The 4,550-nt window shown below is 60.7% G+C and carries 5 protein-coding genes and 1 pseudogene; all 6 read left to right on the top strand.

Translation table 11 applies throughout. The features are described 5' to 3' along the window. A partial coding sequence (locus tag AAC083_RS00795) for a protein-disulfide reductase DsbD family protein (protein WP_108537830.1) occupies positions 1-1,810 on the top strand: 1,810 nt, incomplete at its 5' end. Continuing rightward, entirely contained in the window at positions 1,807-2,550 is a 744-nt protein-coding gene (locus AAC083_RS00790) for a DsbA family protein (protein ID WP_108537829.1), read from the top strand. The genes AAC083_RS00795 and AAC083_RS00790, both read left to right, overlap by 4 nt. Positions 2,551-2,553: 3 nt before the next feature. After that, the gene (locus tag AAC083_RS00785) at positions 2,554-3,078 is read left to right on the top strand and encodes a protein disulfide oxidoreductase (RefSeq protein WP_108537828.1); all 525 of its coding nucleotides are present in this window, start codon (positions 2,554-2,556) and stop codon (positions 3,076-3,078) included. Positions 3,079-3,235: 157 nt separating this feature from the next. Then, positions 3,236-3,712, top strand: coding sequence for a DoxX family protein (locus AAC083_RS00780; RefSeq protein WP_108537827.1), 477 nt, complete (start codon positions 3,236-3,238; stop codon positions 3,710-3,712). A gap of 278 nt (positions 3,713-3,990) precedes the next feature. Beyond that, a complete protein-coding gene (gene atcJ, locus AAC083_RS00775) occupies positions 3,991-4,275 on the top strand; it encodes a cold adaptation protein ActJcold adaptation protein ActJ (RefSeq protein ID WP_108537826.1) in 285 nt (94 codons plus the stop codon). 26 nt (positions 4,276-4,301) lie between these two features. Then, positions 4,302-4,550, top strand: a pseudogene (locus tag AAC083_RS00770) (cold adaptation protein AtcA); the annotation flags it as partial.

The raw sequence follows: 4,550 nt of genomic DNA, 5'->3' as shown, positions 1-4,550 counted from the left end.
ATTCTGGGATGACCCTCAACCCGCGCAGCAGTGGTACTGGCCCGTGCCGGAGCGATTTGACGTCAGCGGCATCTCGGCCCAGGGCTATCGGCAAGCCGTCAGCCTCCCCATCAGCCTGACCCACAGCCGCCGCGAGGCGCTGACGGGCACACTGCGCCTTTCGACTTGCAGCAACGTCTGCATCCTGACCGACTACCCCTTTACCCTCGCAGTCGATGGCACTACGCCAGAAGGGTTCGACTTTGCCTACGCCCAGGCGATGAGCAAGCTGCCACAAGCCATGCCGGGCACCGTCACCCTCAAGGCTGGTTATCAGCAAAACCAGCTGCAATTGACCGCCGACAACCCGCAAGGCTGGCAGGATCCGAAGATTTTCCTCCAGCGGCTGGAGGGTGCCGAATTTGGCAAACCCGAGCTGGAGGTACAAGGCAACACCCTGATCGCCCGCATTCCGGTCAGCGATGGCTGGCAGGGCGATGCGCCCGACATTCGCGCCCAACAACTCGGGTTTGTACTGGCCAACGGTGAACAAGCCTGGCAGAGCGAGCTCAGCATAGGTGACCCGCTGACCCTGCCGAGTCAGGGCCACTCGCTGTTCTGGCTGCTGGGCGCCGCCCTGCTGGGTGGCCTTATCCTCAATCTGATGCCCTGCGTGCTGCCGGTGCTGGCACTCAAACTGGGGTCGGTATTGCAGCTAACAACCCGTGAGCGCCGCCCGGTTCGTCTGCAATTTCTGGCGGCCAGTGCTGGCATCCTGGTCTCTTTCTGGGCGCTGGCACTGATGAGCACACTGCTGCGCGCCACCCAGGGAGCGGTCGGTTGGGGCATCCAGTTCCAGAGCGTCTGGTTTATCGGCTTCATGGTGGTGGTGACCCTGCTGTTTTGTGCCAACTTGCTGGGGCTGTTCGAGTTAAGGCTGCCGAGCAACCTCAATACCCGTCTCGCCACCACGGGTGGCAACAGCCTGGGCGGTCACTTTCTGCAAGGGTGCTTTGCTACCCTGCTGGCCACACCCTGCTCGGCGCCCTTCCTCGGCACTGCGGTCGCCTTTGCGCTCGGGGCACCGCTCGGTCAGCTCTGGCTCATCTTCACCGCGCTTGGCCTTGGCATGAGCCTGCCCTGGCTGCTGATCGCCGCCTTCCCCCGCCTTGCGCTCTGGCTGCCGAAGCCGGGCCGCTGGATGGGGCGCCTGCGTATTCTGCTCGGTCTGATGATGCTGGGCTCCAGCCTTTGGCTGCTCAGTCTGCTCGGCAACCATGTCGGCCAATTCTGGATGCTGATCCTGATGGCGCTGATGCTGGCCACCCTGCTGCTGGCCGTCGTGTGGCGTCATGGCATACGGGGTGTGACCCTGGGACTGGCCCTCACCTGTCTACTGGGTGGAGCCCTGCTGCTGGGCGGCGCCTTTACGATGGAAGGAAAACCCCAGCGAGATACCGTCAACTGGCAGCCCTTGTCGGAGCAAGCCATCCAGGACGCGCTGGCGCAGAACAAACGGGTCTTTGTCGATGTCACCGCCGACTGGTGCATTACCTGTAAAGCCAACAAATTCAACGTGCTGCTGCGAGATGATGTGCAAAAAGCCCTGAGCGCCCCCGACGTGGTGGCCCTGCGCGGGGACTGGAGCCGCCCCTCTGCCAGCATCGCTGACTTCTTGCGCCAGCGTGGCAGCGTGGCCATTCCCTTCAACCAGATCTACGGGCCCGGCCTGCAGGGTGGCGAGATCCTCTCGCCCCTGCTGGACCGACCGACTCTGCTTGCCACCCTGGCGCAAGCAGGCATTGCCACTTCTCAAGGAGACACGAAATGAAACCGACCCTGTATACCCTGCCCCTGCTGGCCTCCCTCTCTGCCGCCCTGCTGGCTCCGGCCCTGCACGCCGCCCCCTTCACCCCGGAACAGGAGGCGCGTATCAAGGAGCTCATTCGCGAGACTCTGGTGGCCAACCCCAAGATCCTCGACGAAGCAGCCGAATCCTGGGAGAAGCAGAATGCAGCGGCCCAACAGGCGCAGCTCGGCGACTTCATCAAGGGCAATCAGGATGTGCTGTTCAACAGCGCGACCAGCCCACGCCTCGGTGCCAAGAACCCCAAGCTGACGCTGGTACTGTTCACCGACTACAACTGCCCCTACTGCAAACAGTTCGATCCTCATCTGACCCAGCTGCTCAAGGCCCATCCGGACGATCTGGGGCTGGTGATCAAGCTGCTGCCGTTCAAGGGGCAGACCTCTGCCAAGGCGGCCCAGTACAGCCTGACGCTGTGGCAGCAAGATCCTGCCCGCTTCCTCACCCTGCACGACAAGCTGATGAGCAAGCAGGGAATGCTGACCGAGGCGGATATCAACAAGGCGCTGGCGGCCACCGGCAATACCGCGCTCAAGCCCGACGCCAAGGCCACCGAGGAGCTGCGCAACAGCCTTCGCATCGGCACGCTTCTGGGGGTGCAGGGCACACCGGCGACCCTTGTCGGCAACCAGCTGGTGTCGGGCGCCATCCCCTATGAGGAGCTGGAGCAAATCGTGCAAGCCGAACTGGCCAAACAGGGGTAAACCATGACAGAGACAATCGCCCCCCAACCCCGCTGGCGACGCTGGGGTAAAGAGGCACTCTGGCTGCTGCTGATGGCGCTGGTCATCTCGACGGCACTGGACTTCTGGCGCAGCCCGGCACTACCAGAAGACGGCCCGCTGCCCACCCTCATTCTGCAAGATGGCACCACAGCCGACCTGCTGGCCATGAGCCGGGACAAGCCGCTGCTGGTCTACTACTGGGCCAGCTGGTGCGGCGTCTGCCGCTTCACCACCCCGACGGTGGAACAGCTCTGGCAAGAGGGTGAGAACGTGCTGACGGTCGCGCTGCGCTCTGGCAACTCTATCCAGTTGCAGCAAGGGATGACCAGGAAGGGGCTGACCTTTCCGACCTATAACGATGAACAGGGCAACCTCGCCGCCCGCTGGCAAGTGAGCGTCACTCCCAGCTTCCTCATCGTCAAGGACGGCAAGGTGGTCAGCACGACAACAGGCTGGAGTTCGGGACTGGGTCTCAAAATGCGCCTGGCATGGGCCCGCTTTAGCTGAATCGACCCGACTGGCGACAACGCTGGCGCCCTGTCCCTTGGGAAAAGGGCGCCAAACATTATCGAGATAGCAGTGACTTTTGCCCAAGCGAGCGGGGCAACGCCCGCCGCCGCATCAGCGCTCAAGCTCACATGCTTATAAAAGAACAGGAGTGGTAATGAAATCCCTCATCACATGTTTGCTGTCGACCCGAAGCGGTCGCTATTTCTGGCCGCTGGCACTGATCCGGATCTCCTTTGGTCTGTTTTTCTTTGCATCTGGCCTGAATAAATTGATTCAACCCGCTAACCAAGAGGCCATGTTGCATACCATGATCGCTGCAGGTCTCCCCTACCCGGCCTTGATGGCAATCTTTGTTGCAACCTGTGAAACCCTGTTTGGCATGCTGCTGACTCTCGGTCTGTTAACCCGGTTGTCTGCGCTGGCACTGCTGGTCATCAACACGGTTGCCCTGGTGACCATAGGTCTGCACCAGATCCCCGCCAACGTGACCGGGCTCGAATGGTATAGCTGGCTGCTCTATCTGCCCGAGTCTGTCTATATATTGCTGTGCATCTTGCTGGTGGTGCAGGGTTGTGGCCCCTGGGGGATCGACCGCCCGCTGGGTCGCAAGCTGGCAGCGCCGGGGCATTGACCGCGACTGACGGAGTCACCCGGTTCACATGACCCAACGCCCGGCCTGCCGGGCGTTTTTTAACCTTGATCACACATCTCATTCCCTCTTCTTGCCAAAATGGCAGCGATCGGAACTTAACTCGCATTAGCAACTTGCTTGCCATATCGCCTCCTATTCATGGCGGAGTTGGCCTGTTTCCGTTAAAATGACGGGTTTTTGCCGTGCCTGGTTTCTTACGCTCCACCATCAGGCATCCGCAGTGTGAATCCGATGATGCCAGTGATGCAGGATCTGCCATGAACAACTACTTTCGGGTGCTGGGCGTCAAGTCCAATGCCAACGAAAATGACATCAAAAAAGCCTATCGCCGGCTGTCGAACCAGTACCACCCCGATAAGCTGTTGGGGGCGAGCGAAGAAGAGCGAGAGCTGGCAGCCATCAAGCTGCACCAGGTAAAGCAGGCCTATGAAGTGCTGTCAGACCCGAAACAGCGGACCGCCTTTATCAAAGATTTCAACAACGTTATCGTGACCGATCCCGCTGCTGCCATGCAGGAGATGTGGGATCAGTTCTACCCCTGATGCCGACGCAAGAAAGAAGAGCCACTATGCAAAAAAAATGGGATCAGGCGCGCATCAAAGCGCTGATGAGTGATGCCAGCGAAAACATCGAATCCTACCGGGATCAGGATCAGCCCAAGGCACTGGAGCAGTTCACCAGCCAGATGAAGACCCTGCTGCTGGCCGACATGAGCATGCTGGAGTTCATGCCGGAATACTTGCCGCTCGCCCTCTATGGTCGGGTGCAGTTTCCGGCCAAGGCCAAGCCCGAGTGGAACAAATGGCTCACCAGCGGC

Source organism: Aeromonas sp. HMWF014 (assembly GCF_963878295.1).
GTDB classification, from domain to species: domain Bacteria; phylum Pseudomonadota; class Gammaproteobacteria; order Enterobacterales; family Aeromonadaceae; genus Aeromonas; species Aeromonas popoffii.
Note: the sequence above shows the minus strand (reverse complement) of the source record. Positions and strands in the feature narration are given on the sequence as shown.